General features: G+C 69.0%; 19 protein-coding genes, 2 tRNA genes and 2 pseudogenes. 11 read left to right on the forward strand and 12 right to left on the reverse strand.

Annotation, left to right across the window (positions count from 1 at the left end; translation table 11 throughout):
- Window positions 1–37: 37 nt before the first annotated feature.
- The 3 genes from AB0I53_RS10975 to AB0I53_RS10985 all read right to left on the reverse strand — a co-directional run bounded on the left by AB0I53_RS10975 (window position 38) and on the right by AB0I53_RS10985 (window position 2,985).
- Window positions 38–127, reverse strand: a tRNA-Ser gene (locus tag AB0I53_RS10975).
- Window positions 128–206: 79 nt separating this feature from the next.
- A complete protein-coding gene (locus AB0I53_RS10980; RefSeq protein WP_358599895.1) occupies window positions 207–2,201 on the reverse strand; it encodes an acetoacetate--CoA ligase in 1,995 nt (664 codons plus the stop codon).
- An 82-nt stretch (window positions 2,202–2,283) separates the two neighbouring features.
- Window positions 2,284–2,985, reverse strand: coding sequence for a dienelactone hydrolase family protein (locus AB0I53_RS10985; protein WP_358599898.1), 702 nt, complete (start codon window positions 2,983–2,985; stop codon window positions 2,284–2,286).
- Window positions 2,986–3,248: 263 nt separating this feature from the next.
- Between AB0I53_RS10985 and hisC the strand changes: the two genes are divergently transcribed.
- Complete coding sequence (gene hisC / locus AB0I53_RS10990) at window positions 3,249–4,310, forward strand: histidinol-phosphate transaminase (RefSeq protein WP_358599901.1); 1,062 nt, start codon at window positions 3,249–3,251, stop codon at window positions 4,308–4,310.
- Window positions 4,311–4,540: 230 nt separating this feature from the next.
- Here hisC and AB0I53_RS10995 read toward each other — a convergent pair whose 3' ends face one another.
- The 3 genes from AB0I53_RS10995 to AB0I53_RS11005 form a co-directional block, all read right to left on the reverse strand.
- On the reverse strand, window positions 4,541–5,047 hold the full coding sequence (locus AB0I53_RS10995; protein ID WP_358599904.1) for a hypothetical protein: 507 nt from the start codon (window positions 5,045–5,047) through the stop codon (window positions 4,541–4,543).
- A 50-nt stretch (window positions 5,048–5,097) separates the two neighbouring features.
- The gene (locus AB0I53_RS11000; protein WP_358599907.1) at window positions 5,098–5,892 is read right to left on the reverse strand and encodes a L,D-transpeptidase; all 795 of its coding nucleotides are present in this window, start codon (window positions 5,890–5,892) and stop codon (window positions 5,098–5,100) included.
- A gap of 334 nt (window positions 5,893–6,226) precedes the next feature.
- The gene (locus AB0I53_RS11005; RefSeq protein WP_358599909.1) at window positions 6,227–6,796 is read right to left on the reverse strand and encodes a hypothetical protein; all 570 of its coding nucleotides are present in this window, start codon (window positions 6,794–6,796) and stop codon (window positions 6,227–6,229) included.
- Window positions 6,797–7,055: 259 nt separating this feature from the next.
- Here AB0I53_RS11005 and AB0I53_RS11010 point away from each other — a divergent pair.
- Together AB0I53_RS11010 and AB0I53_RS11015 are read left to right on the forward strand one after the other, a co-directional pair.
- Window positions 7,056–7,277: pseudogene (locus AB0I53_RS11010) on the forward strand (hypothetical protein); the annotation flags it as partial.
- 31 nt (window positions 7,278–7,308) lie between these two features.
- Window positions 7,309–7,494: a DUF397 domain-containing protein gene (locus tag AB0I53_RS11015; RefSeq protein ID WP_358599912.1), complete on the forward strand. Its 186-nt coding sequence runs from the start codon at window positions 7,309–7,311 to the stop codon at window positions 7,492–7,494.
- Between the two features lie 105 nt (window positions 7,495–7,599).
- On the opposite strand, the gene AB0I53_RS11020 is transcribed toward AB0I53_RS11015, so the two are convergent.
- Genes AB0I53_RS11020 through AB0I53_RS11030 form a run of 3 tightly spaced genes read right to left on the reverse strand, consistent with a single transcriptional unit; the run spans window position 7,600 to window position 9,807 of the window.
- Window positions 7,600–8,370 carry an ABC transporter permease gene (locus AB0I53_RS11020; protein ID WP_358599915.1) on the reverse strand — a complete coding sequence of 257 codons (771 nt, stop codon included), beginning with the start codon at window positions 8,368–8,370 and terminating at the stop codon, window positions 7,600–7,602.
- Window positions 8,367–9,350: an ABC transporter ATP-binding protein gene (locus AB0I53_RS11025; RefSeq protein ID WP_358599918.1), complete on the reverse strand. Its 984-nt coding sequence runs from the start codon at window positions 9,348–9,350 to the stop codon at window positions 8,367–8,369. The genes AB0I53_RS11020 and AB0I53_RS11025 overlap by 4 nt, the downstream gene beginning before the upstream one ends.
- Complete coding sequence (locus tag AB0I53_RS11030; protein ID WP_358599921.1) at window positions 9,334–9,807, reverse strand: MarR family winged helix-turn-helix transcriptional regulator; 474 nt, start codon at window positions 9,805–9,807, stop codon at window positions 9,334–9,336. The genes AB0I53_RS11025 and AB0I53_RS11030 overlap by 17 nt, the downstream gene beginning before the upstream one ends.
- A gap of 108 nt (window positions 9,808–9,915) precedes the next feature.
- Between AB0I53_RS11030 and AB0I53_RS11035 the strand changes: the two genes are divergently transcribed.
- Window positions 9,916–10,383, forward strand: a complete 468-nt coding sequence (locus AB0I53_RS11035; protein WP_358600113.1) for a MarR family transcriptional regulator — start codon at window positions 9,916–9,918, stop codon at window positions 10,381–10,383.
- A gap of 50 nt (window positions 10,384–10,433) precedes the next feature.
- Window positions 10,434–10,518 (forward strand) — tRNA-Ser (locus AB0I53_RS11040).
- A 139-nt stretch (window positions 10,519–10,657) separates the two neighbouring features.
- On the opposite strand, the pseudogene AB0I53_RS11045 reads toward AB0I53_RS11040, so the two are convergent.
- Window positions 10,658–11,102, reverse strand: a pseudogene (locus AB0I53_RS11045) (response regulator transcription factor); the annotation flags it as partial.
- 102 nt (window positions 11,103–11,204) lie between these two features.
- On the opposite strand from AB0I53_RS11045, the gene AB0I53_RS11050 reads away from it, so the two are divergent.
- From AB0I53_RS11050 to AB0I53_RS11060, 3 genes are all read left to right on the forward strand, one after another.
- Entirely contained in the window at window positions 11,205–11,441 is a 237-nt protein-coding gene (locus tag AB0I53_RS11050; RefSeq protein WP_358599924.1) for a GPP34 family phosphoprotein, read from the forward strand.
- A 312-nt stretch (window positions 11,442–11,753) separates the two neighbouring features.
- Entirely contained in the window at window positions 11,754–12,377 is a 624-nt protein-coding gene (locus AB0I53_RS11055; protein ID WP_358599927.1) for a DUF4232 domain-containing protein, read from the forward strand.
- Window positions 12,378–12,757: 380 nt separating this feature from the next.
- Window positions 12,758–13,555, forward strand: coding sequence for an alpha/beta hydrolase (locus AB0I53_RS11060; RefSeq protein WP_358599929.1), 798 nt, complete (start codon window positions 12,758–12,760; stop codon window positions 13,553–13,555).
- Between the two features lie 95 nt (window positions 13,556–13,650).
- Here the strand turns inward: AB0I53_RS11060 and AB0I53_RS11065 are convergent, their stop codons facing one another.
- Together AB0I53_RS11065 and AB0I53_RS11070 are read right to left on the reverse strand one after the other, a co-directional pair.
- Entirely contained in the window at window positions 13,651–14,055 is a 405-nt protein-coding gene (locus tag AB0I53_RS11065; protein WP_358599932.1) for a hypothetical protein, read from the reverse strand.
- Window positions 14,056–14,150: 95 nt separating this feature from the next.
- Entirely contained in the window at window positions 14,151–14,948 is a 798-nt protein-coding gene (locus AB0I53_RS11070; RefSeq protein ID WP_358599934.1) for a methyltransferase domain-containing protein, read from the reverse strand.
- Window positions 14,949–15,046: 98 nt separating this feature from the next.
- On the opposite strand from AB0I53_RS11070, the gene AB0I53_RS11075 reads away from it, so the two are divergent.
- The 3 genes from AB0I53_RS11075 (at window position 15,047) to AB0I53_RS11085 (ending at window position 17,010) form a co-directional block, all read left to right on the forward strand.
- A complete protein-coding gene (locus AB0I53_RS11075; RefSeq protein WP_358599937.1) occupies window positions 15,047–15,355 on the forward strand; it encodes a hypothetical protein in 309 nt (102 codons plus the stop codon).
- A 107-nt stretch (window positions 15,356–15,462) separates the two neighbouring features.
- Window positions 15,463–16,347: a dihydrodipicolinate synthase family protein gene (locus AB0I53_RS11080; RefSeq protein ID WP_358599940.1), complete on the forward strand. Its 885-nt coding sequence runs from the start codon at window positions 15,463–15,465 to the stop codon at window positions 16,345–16,347.
- Window positions 16,348–16,473: 126 nt separating this feature from the next.
- Entirely contained in the window at window positions 16,474–17,010 is a 537-nt protein-coding gene (locus AB0I53_RS11085; RefSeq protein WP_358599943.1) for a DUF4352 domain-containing protein, read from the forward strand.
- Window positions 17,011–17,056: the final 46 nt, after the last annotated feature.

Raw genomic sequence — 17,056 nt, forward strand, 5'->3', positions numbered from 1 at the left:
CAGTTATGTGATCTCCACCTTGCGGTGGAGGCCACAGCGGAGGCTCCGGGATTTGAACCCGGGAGGGGGCGTAACCCCCAACCGCATTAGCAGTGCGGCGCCATAGACCAGACTAGGCGAAGCCTCCCGGTAACCCTCGTGGCCACCGGAGAAAAGATTACACAACCCTCCGAATGGCCGTCACGGGGGGGTCGGTTTTTCGTCCGTCAGCCCTTCGGGTGAGCGCTGAGCTGCACGAACGGCTCCAGGGCCGCCGGGTTCAGCAGGGCGTCGCGGCTGACCGCCCGCTCCGGCGGCGTGCCGGCGAGGATCTTCTTCACCGGAACCTCCAGCTTCTTGCCGTTGAGGGTGCGCGGCACCTCGTCGACGACGATGAACCGGTTCGGCACGTGCCGCGGCGAGAGCTCCGTGCGCAGCGCCGCCTTGAGCTTCGGCCGGACCTCGTCCAGCTGTGCTCCCTCGGCCAGCACCAGGAAGCACAGCAGTTCGCCGTCGGCCTCGCCCGCGCCCGAGGTGTCGATCACCAGCGAGTCGGCGATCTCCTCGAAGCCCTCCACCACCCGGTAGAACTCCGCGGTGCCCATCCGGACGCCACCGCGGTTGAGCGTCGAGTCGCTGCGGCCGTAGATCACCACGGTGCCGCGGTCGGTGAGCCGCACCCAGTCGCCGTGCCGCCACACGCCCGGGAACGTGTCGAAGTACGCCTCCCGCAGCCGGGAGCCGTCCGGGTCGTTCCAGAAGAACACCGGCATCGTCGGCATCGGCTTGGTCAGCACCAGCTCGCCCACCTCCTCGTGCAGCTCCCGGCCGGACTCGTCGTAGGAGGCCACCGCCGCGCCGAGCAGCGGGCAGGAGATCTCGCCCAGCCACACCGGCACGTCCGGCGCGGCGCCCACGAACGCGGTGCACAGGTCGGTGCCGCCGGAGACGCTGGCGATCTGCACGTCCGCACCGATCGCGTCGGCCAACCAGCGGAAGCCGTCGGTGCTCAGCGGCGCTCCGGTCGAGCCGACTGCGCGCAGCGCCGACAGGTCGAAGTCGTCCTTCGGGCGCAGGCCGCGCTTCAGGCAGCTCTGGATGAACGGCGCCGACGTGCCGAAGTAGTTCACCCGGTGCCGGGCCGCCAGTTGCCACAGCGCCGACAGCGACGGGTAGCCCGGGTTGCCGTCGAACAGCACCAGGGTCGTGCCGGTCAGCAGGCCTCCGACCAGGAAGTTCCACATCATCCAGCCGGTCGTGGTGAACCAGAAGAACCGGTCGCCCGGGCCGAGGTCGCAGTGCAGGCCGATGGTCTTGAGGTGCTCCAGCACCATGCCGCCGTGGCCGTGCACGATGCCCTTCGGCAGGCCGGTGGTGCCCGAGGAGTACAGCACCCACAGCGGGTGGTCGAACGGCACCGGGTCGAACTCCAGCGGCGCGCCGCGGTGCCGCGCGAGCAGGTCGTTCCAGCCGACGGTGCCCGCGAGCTCGGCGCCCTCGCCGAGGTAGTCGACCAGCACCATGCCCGCCAGGCCCGACATCGCCCCGCGCAGTTGATCCACAGTGGACCGAACGTCGAAAGTGCTTCCGCCGTAGCAATATCCGTCGACCGCGATCAGCACCTTCGGCTCGATCTGCACGAAGCGGTCCGCGACCGCCCGCGCGCCGAAGTCCGGCGAGCACGACGACCAGGTCGCGCCGAGGCTCGCCGCGGCGAGGAACGCCACGAGCGTCTCGGGGCAGTTCGGCGCCAGCGCCGCGACGCGGTCGCCGGCCCGCACGCCCAGCGCCGCGAGGCCCGCGCGCGCCGCGGCCACCCGGGCCCGCAGCTCGCCGTATGTGATCTCCTCGCCGCGGCCGTCCTCGCGGGCGAAGATCACCGCCAGGTCGTCGTCCGCCTTGCCCGCGCCGTCGCGCAGCGCGTGCTCGGCGTAGTTCAGGGTGGCGCCGGGGAACCACTGCGCGCCGGGCATGACCTCGGCGACCAGGACCTGCTCGGCGCGGTCGCGGAAGCGGACGTCGAAGAACTCCGCCACCGCCGACCAGAAGGCGTTCAGATCCGACACCGACCACTGCCACAGCGCCCGGTAGTCGAGCAGGTCGACGCCGCGCTCGGTGCGCAACCAATCGCGGAACGCGGCCATCCGGCTCGCGGCCACGCGTTCCGGGCTGGGCTGCCACAACAGCTCGGGAACCTGTTCGGAATCGGTGCTCGACGGCATGTGCTCTTCGTAACCCACGAGACCCTGTTCAGCCAGCCATCGGCGCCGGTGAGCTGCCGGTTCGCACCGGCAGCCCCAGACGTCACCGCAGGTGGAGATCCAGCCAGTTGCGGGCTCGGCGCCACGCCTCCGCCGCCGCTTCCGCGTCGCGGTCGAAACGGTGCCCGACGCCCTCGTAGCCGACCACGTCGGTCACCGTCGGCGAGGCGTCGGTGACCTCGCGGAGCTTCTCGACCTCACCGGCCTCGATCTCGTCGTCGTCGCCGTACAGGCCGAGCCACGGGCAGGACAGCTCGCCCGCGATCTCCACCAGCGGCGGCAGCCCGGCCGACAGCGGTTCGAGGATGCCGCGCCCGCCGACGCTCACCGCGGCGCCCACGGTGCGGCTGGCCGCCACCACCAGCGCCGCCGAGCCGCCGATGTCGAACCCGATGACGCCCTGCCGGTCGGCCGGCACGCCGCGGTCGGAAAGCCAGAGGAAGGAGGCGTCGGTGTCGGCCAGGATCGCGTCGCCGGACAGGCGCCGCACCTGGTCGTCCACGTGCTCGTCCGGGTGGTGGTCGTGGATTTCGTCGGTGCCGTCGCGGTGGTAGAGGTGCGGCGCGACGGTGAGCCAGCCTTCCTCGGCGAGGGCGCTGCTCAACCGGCGCACCCGCTCCGTGACACCACGGGCCTCGTGCAGGACGACGAGCCCGCCGCGTACCACGGTGTCCGGTTCGGCAATGGTGAGCCGGAGTTGCGTGCCGTCGGTGAGCGCGAGCGTCTCGGTCCGGGTTTGGGTCATGCCGAGCAGGTAATCACGCCGAAGTGAACATGAGTCAACGACTTCAACCGGTCGGACGAGTGAATTCAACGGATGGTCACCAATATGAGGCACCGGATTGGGCCATCCGCAGCACACCCCCATCCGTGAGCGCTGTCACACGCACAACTTGCACAGTCTCGAGTGCTCATCAACCGCTCCCGCTGCACAAAATGACCCGTGCCCCCAATTCCTCTCTCGGGAGGGTTAACGTCCAGGTGACCGACCTGAGCTAGGAGTCGTAAATGACCGTGCGCACTCGTGCCGACCTCGACCAGTTGCCCGCTTATGTCGCGGGTCGCACCATCCCCGGCTCGATCAAGCTCGCCAGCAACGAGGTTTCCGAGGGCCCGCTGCCCAGCGCGGTGGCGGCGATCAACCAGGCGGCCGGCGAGGTGCACCGCTACCCGGACATGGGCGTCGGACTGCTGACCGAGGCGCTGGCCGCGCGGTTCGGCGTGGATCCGGAGCGGATCGCCGTCGGCTGCGGTTCCGTCGCGCTGTGCGAGCAGCTGGTGCAGGCCACCTGCACCGCCGAAGACGAGGTCATCTTCCCGTGGCGGTCGTTCGAGGCGTACCCGATCATCACGCACGTCGTGGGCGCCAAGCAGGTGCGGGTGCCGCTGACCTCCGAGCACGCGCTGGACCTGGAGGCGATGCTCGCCGCGATCACCCCGGCCACCCGGCTGATCTTCGTGTGCACGCCGAACAACCCGACCGGCACGCTGCTGCGGCGGGCCGAGCTGGAGTCGTTCCTGGACCGGGTGCCGTCGGACGTGCTGGTGGTGCTCGACGAGGCGTACTTCGAGTTCGTCAGCGACCCGGACGGCCCGGACGGCGTCGAGATCGCTCGGGAGCGCGAGAACGTCGCGTCGATGCGGACCTTCTCCAAGGCCTACGGCCTCGCCGGGCTGCGCGTCGGCTACACCGTCGCCCCGCCGAAGGTCGCGGCCGCGCTGCGGAAGGTGGCCATCCCGTTCAGCGTCAACGCGCTCGCCCAGGTCGCCGCGATCGCTTCGCTTGAGGCGCAGGACGAGCTGCAGAAGCGGTGCGCGAACGTGATCGCCGAGCGGGAGCGGGTGCACCGCGAGCTGGTGGCCATCGGCTACGAGGTTCCCGAGACGCAGGCGAACTTCGTGTGGCTGCCGCTGGGCGAGCGCACCGCCGAGTTCAACGAGCACTGCCTGGAGAACCGGGTCGTGGTCCGGGCCTTCGTCGGGGAGGGCGCGCGGGTCACCATCGGGCAGCCGGAGGAGAACGACGCGTTCCTGGCCGCGGCCCGCTCGTTCGACCGGATCGGCGGCTGACCGGGATTTCCCGGGATGGCTGGAAAAACAGTGGTGGTGCCCGACGAAGAGAGGGGGAGTACTTCGTCGGGCACCACCACCGGGGGTGTGATCGTTTGAGCCGAAACGACCACGTGGAGTGCGTAGTGATCTACGCAGCACCGGAATCTAGTGCTGATCAATCGTCACTGGCCACCAACGGCTTAGCCATATACCCGTTCGAGTGACATAAACCAGTCGGTCGGATGATCTCAGCCCGTGACGGCGTGGTGCCCGCGGACCGCGACCGGCGCCGGCGCGGTCGGCAGCGGCTTGGGGTCCGACACCCTCTCGATCGGCCGCGGGGTCGACCCACCGGGGTCGCAGCCGAGTCCGCCGCCGGGGTTGCCGACACCAGTAGAGCCGTTCCCGCTGGGGTTGCCGACACCAGGAGAGCCGTTCCCGCCGGGCCCGCCGGGAACGCCCGGCTGGCAGGGCTCGGGGGTGGGGGTGTGCGGCTTCGGCTTCTCGGGAACCGTCGGGTGGTCCACGATCGGCGCGTTGACGCAATCGTTCGCCTGCGGCGACAGGATCGGCACCACGGCGCCGAGCAGCGCGATGTTGTTGCCGCACAACTGGATCGGCAGCAGGCTCAGGTTGTTGTCGTTGCCCACGTTGATGCCGTCGTTGTCGGCGCTGTCCGCGAAGGCCGGCGCGGCGCCGGCCAGGAGCCCGGTGCCGGCGGCGAAAATCCCGGCGAGGCAAGCAGTCTTGCGCATACTTCGCACTTCCTTTTCTGTCGTAGTTCGGGGGATTCCATCCGCGGCGATCACCGCAGGTGGACGATGGTGCCCAACGGCAGCGTGGTGAGCAGCCGAAGCGCGTCGTCGGGCACCCGGACGCATCCGTCGCTGCCGGCCTGACCGAAGACCGCGGGGTCGGGCCAGCCGTGCAGCGCAACGGTTCCGGGGCCGCCGCCGTAGGTGCTGAAGGTTTCCGAGTGCACGCCGAGCGGCAGGATGATCGGGCTGAACCGGGTCACGGTCTCCTCGATCGCCGCCATGATGAAGGTGCGGCCGCGCGGGGTCGGGGTGTTCGGCGCGCCGACGCCGACGACCCACTCCCCGATCGCCGCGCCGTCCTTGCGCACCACCAGCCGCCGCCCGTCGATGTCGACGTCCACGACGTAGGGCGACCGCGCCCGCTCGACCTCGCTACCGGTGCGCACCCAGCCGGTCGCGCCGTTGGGCCGGGACGGGAGCAGAACCTGCAGCCACGGCCCGCGTTCCGCGATCACCGGCACCCAGGTCGGGTTTTCCAGCTGGGTCGCGGGGAGCTTGGCGAACACGGCGCCGTTGGGCGCGACGTGCACGGCGACGTCCTGCTTGACGTGCAGCACGACGCCCTCGGTCTCCGCGTTCGGTGCCGGATCCTGCGGCGCCTTGGGGAAATCCGCGAAGGTCGTCGCGGACGCCTCCATCCCGAGGTCGGCTCGCGCCATCGCGCTGGCCGGCCCGATCGACGGCGCACCAGTGCAACCGGCGAGGCCGAGGCAGAGAGCGCCGAGGGCGGCCGCCGTCGCGATGCGAGCGCGGCGTCTGGTAATTGTTGTGCGCAGCCTCATGATCAGCTCCTGGCCCGTTGGCGTACCCGTTGTCGGCAGCGTCCGGCGATGGCCGGGAAGCACCTGCGGTGGGCGACCTGATCCGAGAGATCAGGTGCCGCCGGGACGCTAACGCGGCGCTCGAGAGCACCGACGCGGGTCGACCGGGATCCGATCACGGGCGCGCACCGTCTGATCAGTACAAACAGGTCAGCGCGATCATCGACTTAGAAGCGTTACTAAAACCATATCGCTCGATCGTGTTTGGATTATCCCTCTACCGAGCGACAAAAAAGGCCGGGAAGTCCGCGCCGAGGGGCGACTCGGACAACCCGGCCCAGGGGGCCTCGCGACCTCACTTCCAGGTGGCGAGGAGGCCCAGCGGCTTGCTGTCGACGTCGGTCGGCGAGTACTCGACCGTCAGGCCGGAGGCGTCCGCCGGCACGTCGTAGATGATCTTGCCGGTCTCCGCCTTGCCCTTGTCGGTGAGCAGCTTGATGAACGACCCGGAGATCTCCATCGAAGCGATGGCCGGCTCGTACCGGTTGCCCTTGGCGTCGACGATGACGAACTCGTCCTCGCTGACGTTGCCCGCGACGCCCGAGGCCAGCTCCGCCGACGCGTCGATGACGACGTACTTGCCCTTCTCCGGCTCGAAGTCGGCCGCACCGGTGTAGTCGGACGGCGCGCCGATGGTGAGCTTCAGCTTGGTGCCCGAGTCCGTGCTGACCGTGACCGCCTGCCCGAAGGGGGCGCTCTGCGGGCCGGTGGACTCGGACTCGCCGCCGCTCTCGGTGCTGCTACTGCTGCTCGACGAGGAGGACTTGGTGTCCCCTCCGTCGGAGGTGCTCGGCTTCGAGCCGATACCGCAACCGGTCAGGGTGATCAACAGCGCCACGGATAACGGCGCAATCAGCCTCTTCAATTTTCCTCGCTCGCACGAAAGTATTTCAGGTCTACTCCGACGCGCGGAACTTTCCCACAAGCACCCAGACGGAACAATCGGAATGACAAATGTCCTACAGAACACTTGAGCTGAACTCCGGATGCGTTGCCCGACGCGACCAGATAGCACTGCCATGACCAGGTATTACGTCGCGGAACGAGCTTTCGCCGCAGCTGGGCGGCATCGATCAGCCTGTCTGAATTGTGGCCTACCTCATGCGCCCGACGGAGTGTCGTGAGTGACAAGACCGGTAAGAACCGGCTTTGCCGCTCACGACCGCACGCCCAGGGCGCTGGCCGGTGCGCGGGAGGGGAGCCGCACCGGCCGGCCCGACCCGCCAGCCGCCTATCTGGAGTACGCCGGTGGCGGTTCATGGGTGGAGAATGTGAGCGACGTTCAACATTTCGCGGACATGTTCGCCGAGGTCGCTGGATCGGCGCTCAGCACCGATGAGTCGGCCGAACTGATCCGCGCACATGCGAAGGGTTGGGATGAACAGCCTGAACTGGCGCAAGAGCAGCCGCAGCGGCACGAACAACTGCGTCGAGTTAGCCATCGGCGAGGCGGCGACCCACATCCGCGACACCAAGGACCGCAACGGCGGCACGCTACGCGTGAACCAGCGCGCCTGGGCCGAGTTCCTCAGCGACATCAAGGCCGGCCACTTCGACTGCTGACCGATCCGTGCCGGCCAGGACCCGTGTGTACTTTGTGCTGCTATAGCGACACAAAGTACACACGGGTCACGGGCGACCGCTCACGCCTCGGCCCCGTTCGCGGCGTCAGTCGAGGGCTCGGCGGAGGAAGAACTTGATTCCGAGGGCTCCGAAGACCGTTGTGGCGATCAGCAGGGCCAGGACGCAGATCCACGGTGGCATGTGCGGGACCTCCGGGAGGAGGGCTCCTCTCATGCCTTCGCTTACGTAGGTCAGCGGGTTGATCGCGCACAGGATCTGGAACCAGCGCAGGTGTTCCAGCTGCGCCCACGGGAACTGCGTCGCTCCGGTGAACATCAGCGGTGCCAGGATCACCGCGAACATGATGTTGATGCGCCGCGGCGGCACCGCCGCGCCGACCGTCAGGCCGACCGCCGCGCCGGCCAGCGAGCCCAGCACCATGCACAGCAGCGCGAACGCCAGGCCGGCGAGGTTCCAGTTGATCTCGCCCAGCATCACCATGCCGATCGGCACCATCAGCACCGCCGCGAACAGCCCGCGCAGCGCGCCGAAGAGCATCTTCTCCACCGCCACCCAGCTGATCGGCAGCGGCGCGAGCAGCCGGTCCTCGATCTCCCGGGAGAACGAGAAGTCCAGCACCAGCGGGAAAGACGTGTTCTGCAGCGACACCAGGAACGCGTTGAGCGCGATCATGCCCGGCAGCAGGATCTGCGCGTAGCCGGGCTGGGCGTAGCCGAGCTCGCTGAGCACCCTGCCGAAGATGAACAGCAGCGCCACCGGCTGCACCAGCACCTGCGCCAGGAAGCTCGGCAGCTCCCGACCGGTCACGAAGACGTCGCGGCCCAGCACCGCCGTGAACGCGCGAACCGGACTCATCGCAGCTCCCTTCCGGTCAGGTCGATGAACACGTCTTCCAGCGTCGCCGATCCCAGCGACAGGTCGCTGACCGAAACCCGCTGCTCGTGCAGGGTTTGCGCGACCGGCCCGAGCAGTGCCGCGGGCTCCTCGCCCACGTAGAGCCGCAGCCGCAGCTCCGCCGCCCCGTCCGCGGCGGTGCCGGCGCCGACCTGCTCGACCCGCTGCACACCATCCACATTGGACAGTAGATCGGTGATCCCGGCAGGCTCGTGGCCGTTGGGCCGCAGCGTGGCGTCCACCGTGCCGCTGCCGGGCAGCGACTTGATCAGCGCCTCCGGCGTGTCCAGCGTCAACAGCTTGCCGTGGTCGACCACGCCGACCCGATCCGACAGCTTCTCCGCCTCGTCCATGTCGTGCGTGGTGAGCACCACCGTCACGCCCTCGGCACGCAGGTCGTTGATCCTGTCGTGGACGAATAACCGGGCCTGCGGGTCGAGCCCCGTCGACGGCTCGTCCAGGAACAGCACCTCGGGCTTGTGGATCAGCGCGCGGGCGATCATCAGCCGCTGCGCCTGCCCGCCGGAGAGGTCGTCGACGCGGGCCTTCGCCTTCTCCCCCAAGCCCATCCGGTCGAGCAGCTCGTCGGCGAGCCGCTGCCGTTCACCGCGGGAGACGCCGTGGTACGCGGCGTGCCAGACGAGGTTTTGCCTGGCGTTGAGCGACCGGTCCAGGTTCACGCGCTGCGGCACGACCGCCACCTTGCTGCGCGCCGCGACCGGGTCGGCCGCCACGTCGACCCCCGCGACGCGCGCCGTCCCGCCGGTCAGCAGCACCCTGGTCGTCAGGATGCCGACGGTGGTGGTCTTGCCGGCGCCGTTCGGGCCCAGCAGCCCGAAGATCTCGCCCGCCGCCACCTCGAAGCTGAGCCCGTCCACCGCGTTCGTCTTGGCCTTCGGATACCGCTTGACCAGGTCGGTCACTTCAACCGCTGTGGTCACATCCGCCTTCTCTCTCGTTCAGTTCGCTCAGGATCGCAAGCAGGTACTTCCGGATCACCGCCGCTTCCGCCGGATCGATTTCCGGTTGGATCCGCCGGAACTCCGCGCTGACGCCCCGCCACGCGACGTCCAGCGCCGCCTGCCCCGCCGGGGTGATGCGCAGCCGGACCACGCGCCGGTCGGTCGTGTCGCGCCGCCGGGTCAGCAGCCCGTCTGCCTCCAGCGCGTCGATGACCGGTGTCAGCGTCGCCGGGCGCACCCAGCAGCGCTGGGCTACGTCGCGATGCGTCGGTTCGTCCTGCTCGTCGATCGTGGTCAGCGCTATCAGCGCCGTCTTGCTCAGGTCGGTGCTCTGCGCCACGGCCTGCTCCCAGTAATGCGCCAGCCGCTGACCCGCCAGCCCCACCAGCCGGGTTAGCGGCATGCGCTGCGGATCTTGTTCCAGGAAGCCGGGCATGGAACCGATCGTACCGGTGATGAATGGTTAGGAAGCAAATTGTTTTTTCTCCACCCGAATCGCCTCCGCCGACCTCGAACCTCCCGGTAGCCTGACCGAGTGACCGAGATGACCGAGCAGCGAACCAAGTGGCTGGACGACTGCGAGATGGCATCCTGGCGCTCCTACATCGTCGGCAGCGCGCTGCTGGACTACCGCCTCAACCGCGAGCTGCAGCTCGCCCACGGGCTCTCGATCGCGGACTACGAGATCCTGGTCTGCCTGTCCGAGCAGCCCGACCTGCGGATGCGGATGAGCGAGCTGGCCAACGAGGTCGCGCACTCCAAGAGCCGGATCTCGCACCAGATCCGCCGCCTGGAATCGGCCGAACTGGTGCGCCGCGACGAATGCCCCAACGACGGCCGCGGCGTGCTCGCGGTCCTCACCGAGAGGGGCATGTCGAAACTGCGCGAAGCGGCGCCGGCGCACGTCGAGGGCGTCCGGGAGCACATGATCGACCTGCTGGAGCCCCACGAGATGAAGGTCCTGGCGGAAGTTTTCCAGCGGCTGACGACGCACCTGCGAGCCCTCGACTGACCCCGGACCGGCTGTAGGAAGATCACCGCCGGTTGGCTACGCTGCGGCGTGGAAGCGTGGCAGAGCGGCCGAATGCACTCGCCTTGAAAGCGAGCGTCGCGAGAGCGACCGGGGGTTCGAATCCCCCCGCTTCCGCTTGGTTGACCAGCAAGAACAGAGCCCGGCGGGGATCTTCCCCGCCGGGCTCTGCTTGCGCTGGTCTCGTTCTTCATCCCGGTTGCCCTCGCCGGTTGCCGCGATTCGAATCGCGTACCGACGGCAACTCCACGCGCCGCTACAGCCAGTCGTGTTCGCGTGCGTACCGCGCCGCCTCATGCTGGTCTGGGTCTTCTGCATCGCGTTCGAGAAGTAGTTGCGCACCGTTCCCGCCGCGAGGTGGAGTTGGGTGGCAATGTCGGCGACCGAGTAGCTTTCGCCCGTTGCTCGCGGCACGTCGATCTCCCGATCGGTGAGCGGGCAGTCGTCGACGACGGCGAGCGCGGAGACATCCGGGGCGACCCATCGCTTGCCCTCGTGCAGGGTTCTGATGACCGAAGCGATGTGCGCCGGTTCCGCGGACTTGCTGACGAAGCCCTGAACTCCGAGTTTCAGGACTTTGCGGAGCACGCCGGGTCTGGCATGGCGGATCAGCACGGGGATCGGCTGGTCCGGCAGCGCACGACGGATCTCCGAGACGGCACGAGTCCGTCCACACCGGACATCTCCAGATCGATGACGACCCCAGCCGCTCCTCCTCGGCATCGGCGGCGGCCTCTGGAAGTCTGTGATCGACCGGCTTCTCGAGCGCGGCCTCTCGTCGCGAGAGCAAGCGGGTGCTGGGCGTGTTCCGCACGACCAGGTTGCCGGCCGATGACCCGCGGCACGAGGCCGAACTGCGGCGGAAGATTCGCGCCGTGCTGGAAGACGGCGAGAGTTCCGACACCCGCACCGCAGCGGCGATCGCGCTGCTCTCGTCGAGCGGCACCCTGCCTGCTCTTCGGCCCGCCCTCCCGTGGTCCGCCGAGGTCCCGCAAGCGCGCGAAGGAGCTCGAGAACGGCAGCTGGGGGCTCGGCCGTGAACACCGCGGTGGCTCGGACCGCCGCGGCGAATGCCGCCGTCAGCATCTCCGTGATCACGACAACCACCTAGGTGGTGCCCGGGGTTGCGAACGCAGGAACACGCGGTCCGCCACGTCGCGATGCCCCAGGGCGTGTGCAGTTTCAGCCATCGACGGGTTGGACCAGCATCCCTGTGCTGAGCATGTGCGTTCGCGCGTTCGGGACGCACGGGAAGGTGCGAGGTTGCGTCTGTATGGCGGACCCCATACCGGCGCATCCCCGCGCGCCGATGTGCGTCTTCTGGGATGACGAACCGTTGAGGAGGAATTCCGATGATCACGCACATCCGCCGTACTGCCGTTGCTCTCGCCGTCGCCGGTGCTGCCGCTGGAGCCACCGTGCTCGGCGCTGGTGCCGCGATCGCGAACCCGAGCGACGCGCCGTGTTCGAGCGCCGACGTCTCGGTCCAGGTGACGAAGGACCCCTCGCACTCGGCCGGGCACGAGGCCTTTCTGATCACCTACACGGCCGCGAGCCCGACCACGAACTGCTTGTTGCAGGGCACGCCCACCGGGATGTCCTTCGCCGACGGGGACGTTCCGGTGCCCGGTGTGGGGGTTCAGCCCGACGCGGCGCAGGCGCTGCCGGTCAACCTCACCGCCGCGCACCCGGCCCAGTCGCGGATCATCCAGGCGACCGAGGCCGCGCCGAACCCGTCGGTGCCCACCTCGGTGTCGTTCGCTCTGCCGACTCCGCCCGTGGGCCAGGCCACGCAGGTTGCTGCGGCCTGGCCGGTCGGCGAGCCGCTCAAGGGCGGCACGGTCACCGTCTCGCCCGTCAGCCCAGCCGACCAGCTGCCCACCCAGGTGCCTCCGGGCAGCCCGGGCGACACCAACGGCAACGGCCAGCTCGACTCCAGCGAAACCCCCGACAACCCCGACCAGCCGATGGCCTGATCCGGGAGCCGCGTGGCGGCCAGGATCTGCTTCCGCTGCTGTGCCCACGCCTTCTCGCTCCACACGACGTGATCAGCGGAAACGAAGTTCTGAACGATCACACGCAGACCTTGAAAGCGAGCGTCGCGAGAGCGACCGGGGGGGTTCGAATCCACCCACTTCTGCTCCTTTGAACAGCACAAACAGGGCCCGGCCGGGATCTTTCCGGCCGGGCCCTGTTTGTGCCGACGTTTCCGCGGTGCGCTCTTCGGCTTCTCCCGGCGGCCCTCCCCTACCTCGTCGGCGACCATTCCGAGCACCGCTGCGGTCACGTGCATGTCCCGCTTCTGCCGGTGGCGTAATCGATTCCCGGCACACGGCCGCAGACCTACCGTGGCCGCATGGACTCACCGATCACGGGCACGGCCGCCGGCGTGCCGTTCACCGCCCTGCCACCGGCCGACGGCGGCCCCGCGCCGCTGATCGTCACCTGGCACATGCTGGACGCGCCGAGGTCGGACGCCGCGTTCGCTGCCGCGTTGCCGATGAACGACCTGCCCGCGTGGCGGGTGCACCTCGGCATGCCGATGTGCGGGGCGCGCATGGTCGACGGCAGCATGGACGCCGGCTTGGAGTTGATGCGCAAGGACGTCCTGATGTCCTTCCTGCACCCGTTCGTCCGACAGGCGACCGAGGAATTCCCGGCCGCGCTGGCGTCGATCCGTGCGCAGCTGCCGGTCGATGACGGCCCGATCGGCGTGCTCGGCGGCTCGCTGGGCGGGGCCGTCGCGCTGCGGATCCTTGCCGACACCGAGATTCCGGTCTTCGCCGGCGCCGTCGTGAACGCCGCGATCCGGATGCGGTCCGTCGTCGGCCTGTTCCCGGGCGACTACCCGTATGACGCCGAGTCCGAGAAAGCCGTCGACAGCCTGGACTTCCTCGCCAGGGCGGGCGTCATCGCCGGTCGCGCGCCGCTGCTGGTCGTCAGCGGCGAGCTGGATCACCCGGCGCTGCGTGCCGACGCGTCCCGCCTCGTCGACGCTGTAGGGGAACGGTCCGAACTACTGTCGATCCCCGGGCTGGCGCATCCGCTCGCCGACGAGCCCGGCATCGAGCCCGCGCCGCAGCTGCCGCCAGCCCGCGAGGTGGACGCGGGCCTGACCACGTGGTTCCGGCGCCACCTCGCGGATGCAGGCTAGGCGGCGCCGGCGACCTGCTTGGTCGCGACGTCCAGCCGTGAGCTGTGCCCATCGGGCCGAGCCATCGGGGTAGAGCATGAAACGGCCGTTCTGGATCAGTGGCCGGGGTTGATCCTGCCGCTTTCCGGGTGGGCGAACTTCCGGGCGTCGGCTAGCGCCGAGCTGCTGTACGAGCCCGGGGCGAGGCGGTGTTGCAGGCTGCGCAGCCAGGTTTCCGCCGTCTGACGGCTGCCAGCTGCGCCGCAAGTCCCCACCGCGGCGGGCAAGAGGATGCCGTAGCACACCTTCTCCGAGAGCTGCACCGTCTCAGGCGCCAGCCGCCCCGACAGCACCGTGATCGTCATGGCGAGCCAGATCGCTCCGGCGAGCAACGTCGTGCCCGCCCCGATCCACGTCCAGAGCCGGGCTTTGAGGTAGCTGCGGGCGGCGTCTCCCAGGGCCGCCTCAATTCCGGTGGGCGTCCCGCCGATCGGACCGCCGTTCGGGTTGTTGATCGACATCCGGCGAGCCTGACACACCGAATGCACGCATGTATCCGGATCACGCACATGGGCACCGATCCCAGGAGAATCCTTTGTAGACACTCTTCCGCGCCTCAGCCGATTCGGTGGGCGACTCTCAGTTCCGTTAGATATCGCTTGGTGACGCGGCCGCCGTGGCGCACATCGATCAGATCTCCAATGCAGTTCAGCAATTCGTTGCGTGCAGTCGGAGGCAATGCTCGGTGACCCGAGTAGGTTTGCAGGACGTCCAAGTACTCCGCCGTCGAGTACGTCAGGTCCCGCTCGTAGCGGCGGAAGACCGGCCGCCCGAACCTGGCCGAGCCGTTCAGCTCTTCGCCGTCCGGCGGGATCTCCGCCGCCGCGCGGAGGCGGATGCCCGTCGGTGTCGACGGGTCGAACCGTTCGTAGCAGTTCTGGACTTCGGCGAAGAAGGCTTCGCTCCCGCCCGCCACGTGGTGCGTCGCCACCGTCGCCAAGGCTCCTCCGGGGCGCAGCGCGTCAGCCGTCTTCGTCAGCCGGACCTCGGGGTCGATCCAGTGGAACGCCGTCGCCGCCACCACCACGTCGAACGGATCCGCCGGCAGCGGCCAGTCCTCGAACGCCGCGGTCACGACCTCCACCTGCGGGAATGTCGCCAGGTTTCGGCGTGCCACCTGGGCCATCTCCGCACCCAGCTCCACCGCGACGACCTGGTAGCCGCGCTCCGCCAGCGGCACCGTGGCCTGCCCCGTTCCGCAGCCGAGCTCCAGCACTCGGCAGCCCGGCCCCAGCTCGGTCAGACTCGCCAGATCGTCGAACAGTTGCCGCGGATAGCCCGGCCGCGCCCGGTCGTACAGCTCGGCCGCCTCGGTGAAGGTCGTGCGCAGCCGGTCGCGATCCATCGACGCCATGCGGGAACGGTACGGGCACGGCCCCGGCAAATGGGCGATTGCCGCCTTGCCCCGCCGACTTTTCCCCTGAATGGCGCGGGTTTTGGGATGATCGGTCGATGGGCGATCAGGAACCGGAGCCGCTTCCCGGCAGCACGCGGAACACGTTCACGGGCCGCGCGACCGGTCCGGTGGTGCAGGCCGGGAGCGTCGGGGGCGTGCACTTCCACGACCGGCCGAAGAAGCCCTGGCGGAAGCGGCCGATCCCGATCTTGCTCCTCTTGGTGTTCCTGGGCGTTCCGCTGCTGCTGTTCGGCGCCGCGGCCGTCTTCGTGTTCGTCGCACCGGTCGAGGCGGCTGCGGTGGTGGACGACGTTCTCGGCTTCTTCCGCGACGTGACCGAACAGATCGTCACCTGGTTCTCGTAGGCCCCGAAGTGGCATCCCAAAGGGAATGTTGACTGGCTCTTTTGAAAGGCCAATTCTTGCGGCAGGCTCGGGATCGCTCGTCCGCAAGCCGAAAGGAAACGCCCGCCATGTTCACCGGCCTGAGCGCCTTCCCGCTCACCCCCACCAGCGAAGACGGCATCGACGAGCACGGGTTCGCGAACCTCGTCGCCCGGCTGTCCGCGGCGGGCGTCGATTCGATCGGCGCGCTCGGCTCGACCGGCGGCTACGCCTACCTCACCCGCGAGCAGCGTGCCCGCGCCGCGCAGATCGCCGTCGACGCCGCAGGTGGCGTGCCCGTCATGATCGGCATCGGCGCGCTGCGCACCTCCCAGGTCCGCGCGCACGCCGAGGACGCCCAGAACGCGGGCGCGTCCGCGGTGCTGCTCGCCCCGGTGTCCTACCAGCCCCTCAACGACGACGAGGTCTTCGGCCTCTACGAGGACATCAGCCGCGAGCTGAGCGTTCCGTTGTGCGTGTACGACAACCCCGGCACAACGCACTTCACGTTCAGCGACGAGCTGCACGCGCGCATCGCCGCCCTGCCGAACGTCGGCGCGGTGAAGATCCCGGGCATCCCCGCCGACCAGGCGCGCGACCGAATCGCCGCGCTCCGCGCCAAACTCCCCCAGGACATCGCCGTCGGCGTCAGCGGCGACCAGTTCGCCGCCGGTGGCCTGAACGCGGGTGCCGATCTGTGGTTCAGCGTCCTCGGCGGCCTGCTGCCCGAGCAGTGCCTCGCCATCACCCGCGCCGCGGCCGACGGCGATAGCGGCGAAGCGACCACGCTCTCCGATCACCTGAATCCTTTGTGGACGCTGTTTCGCCGGTACGGCAGCATTCGCGTGGTCTCCGCCGCAGCAGAGCACCTCGGGCTCATCACCGGCCCGAACCTGCCCCGGCCGCTGCTCGGCCTCGACCCGGCCGCCCGGAAAGAAGTCGCCGCCGCGCTCGATCAGATCCTCGCCGAATAGCGCCAAGAATCGGCATCTCCGGTTCAGTTCAAATGAATTCCGGATCAGTTAGTTGATCTTGTTGTTGTGGTCGCTCGCTGCTGGCACCATTCCAACGTTCGCATTCGTTTGAGCTGATGAGGAAAAGTGCAGAAACTGATCGCCCCGCTATCCGCATTGCTGCTGATGGGCCTGGTCGGCTGCGGTAGCGGGGAGACCCGCGACGCGGCGGCTCCTGCGGAAAGCACCGCCGAAGCCGCCGCGGAGGCACAGCAGCCCGCGGAGCAGTTGCCGCCGGAGGCCGCGTTCGGAGAAGAGGCCGGCGCGGCCCACGACGACAGCCAGTTCGCGATCAGCGCGAGCGCGCCGAAGGATTTCACCGAATTCTCGGAACCGCCGGTGGAAGGCAAGTACGTCGTCGTCGACGTGCAGGCGGAACTCCTCGGTGGTGACGGCGGGGCCGTCGCGGCGACGTCGTTCATGCTGGCCGACGCCTCCGGCATCGAGTACCCGAACGCCGCGCCCAACGGCACCAACATGGACGGGATGCTGTTCGCGACGCTGCTTTCCAAGGGCGACACCGGAAGCGGCAAGGTCGTGTTCGACGTTCCCGCCGACGCGACCGGATTCGTGCTGAAGTACCAGCCGATCGGGGCGACCGAGGCCCTCGCCACCTGGCGCTGACGCACCAGCGGCGATTGGGGCGGGCGTCGGTTTTTGTCCCGGGACC

This window comes from Saccharopolyspora sp. NPDC050389, assembly GCF_040655595.1.
Lineage (GTDB): Bacteria > Actinomycetota > Actinomycetes > Mycobacteriales > Pseudonocardiaceae > Saccharopolyspora.